Source organism: Pantoea sp. Morm (assembly GCF_016643525.1).
In the GTDB taxonomy this organism is placed as follows: Bacteria; Pseudomonadota; Gammaproteobacteria; order Enterobacterales; family Enterobacteriaceae; genus Pantoea; species Pantoea dispersa.
Genome location: NZ_VOQX01000219.1, coordinates 1 through 1,879, shown reverse-complemented (window position 1 = coordinate 1,879; position 1,879 = coordinate 1). Strand labels below are relative to the sequence as shown.

General features: G+C 59.8%; 3 protein-coding genes. 1 reads left to right on the top strand and 2 read right to left on the bottom strand.

All coding sequences use genetic code 11. The annotated features are described in order from the left end of the window. Positions 1-591 (top strand): glutamine amidotransferase-related protein (locus tag FT726_RS27000; RefSeq protein WP_346303822.1); only part of this gene is annotated, 591 nt, incomplete at its 5' end. Positions 592-636: 45 nt separating this feature from the next. Here FT726_RS27000 and nth read toward each other — a convergent pair. Next, complete coding sequence (gene nth / locus FT726_RS26995; RefSeq protein ID WP_282996921.1) at positions 637-1,269, bottom strand: endonuclease III; 633 nt, start codon at positions 1,267-1,269, stop codon at positions 637-639. Next, positions 1,266-1,879: electron transport complex subunit E (locus FT726_RS26990; protein ID WP_346303821.1), on the bottom strand; the 614-nt coding region annotated here is incomplete at its 5' end. The genes nth and FT726_RS26990, both read right to left, overlap by 4 nt.

Below are 1,879 nucleotides of genomic sequence, written 5' to 3'. Positions count from 1 at the left end.
ACACTCTCCCTTGACGTAACCGCCGACTGGATCGCCACGCCGGAAATCGATCTGCCGCGTCTGCACGACTATGATGCCGTCTGGGTGGTGCCTGGCAGTCCCTTCCTGAATGATGCCGGCGTGTTCGACGTCATTCGCTGGGCGCGCGAAAGCGGTAAACCCTTTTTAGGCTCGTGCGCCGGCTTTCAGTATGCGGTGGTGGAGTACGCGCGCGACGTGCTGGGCTGGGAGGATGCTGGCCATGCCGAGACCGACCCTGACGCGCGCTGGGTGATTGCGCCGCTGGCCTGCTCGCTGGTGGAACAGCGCGGTGAGGTGACGTTTGAGCCGGGTTCACGTATCGCTCAGGCCTATGGCGCGCTGCAGAGTAATGAAGGCTATCACTGCAACTTTGGCGTTAATGCTGAGTTCAGCGAGGCGCTGGCCACGCGCAATCTCCGCATTACCTCATGGGATTTGCAGGGGGATGTGCGCGGGGTAGAGCTGACCGATCATCCGTTCTTTGTCGCCACGCTGTTTCAGTCAGAACGCGCCGCGTTACAAAACCGCCTGTCGCCGCTGGTGGTGGCGTGGCTGCAGGCGGCGCGATAACGATTATTGCTGAGAGTACGGCGCGCAGCGTCGCGCCGTTACCGATCAGTCGGTCTTTTCCGCAAATTCACACAAATCTTCAATCAGGCAGGAGCCGCAGCGCGGTTTACGCGCCACGCAGGTGTAGCGACCGTGCAGAATCAGCCAGTGATGGCAGTCAACCTTAAATTCAGTCGGCACCACCTTGAGCAGCTTCTGCTCTACTTCCTCAACGTTTTTACCCGGCGCAAAGCGGGTGCGATTGCTGACGCGGAAAATGTGGGTATCTACGGCAATGGTAGGCCAGCCAAAAGCGGTGTTGAGCACCACGTTGGCGGTTTTACGCCCGACCCCGGGCAGGGCTTCCAGCGCCGCGCGATCTTCCGGCACAGTACCGCCGTGCTGCTCCAGCAGGATACGGCAGGTTTTGATGACGTTTTCGGCTTTGCTGTTAAACAGCCCGATGGTTTTAATGTACTCTTTTACGCCTTCCACCCCGAGAGCCAGCATTGCCGCTGGCGTATTGGCTACCGGATAGAGTCGGGCGGTGGCTTTGTTGACGCTGACATCGGTCGCCTGCGCCGACAGCAGCACAGCGATCAGCAGCTCAAACGGCGAGCTGAAGTTGAGTTCGGTGGTCGGATGGGGATTAGCATCACGCAGCCGCGTGAGGATCTGCAGGCGTTTATCCTTATTCACACAGCCTTCCCGGTTTCACCCTGCGGCACGGCAGCAGCAGCCTCAGCCTGACGTAAGGCGCGCTGCTTCATTTTCTGGTCGATCAGGTACTTGCCGGCCAGCAGCATGCCGAGGCCGATAAACGCGCCCGGCGGCAGCATCGCCAGCAGCATCGGCGAATCAAAATGCACCACTTCGATACGCAGTGCTTTGGCCCACGGCCCGAGCAGCTGGTCAGCGCCGTTAAACAGCGTGCCGTTGCCGATCAGTTCACGTATCGAACCCAGCGTCACCATCGCACAGGTTGCGCCCATACCGATGGCAAAGCCATCCAGCGCGGAGAGGGGAATACTGCTTTTCGATGCCACCGCTTCCGCGCGTCCCACCACAATGCAGTTGGTGACGATCAGCGGGATAAAGATGCCCAGCGACTGATACAGGCCATAGGCATAGGCGTTGATCAGCATCTGCACGCAGCTCACCACCGAGGCGATGATCATTACGTAGATCGGAATACGAATTTCACCCGGCACCCAGCGGCGCGAAGCGGAAATCGCACTGTTGGTGATGGTCAGTACCAGCGTGGTCGCCAGTCCAAGGCCCAGTGCGTTAGTGGCGGTTGAGGTCACCG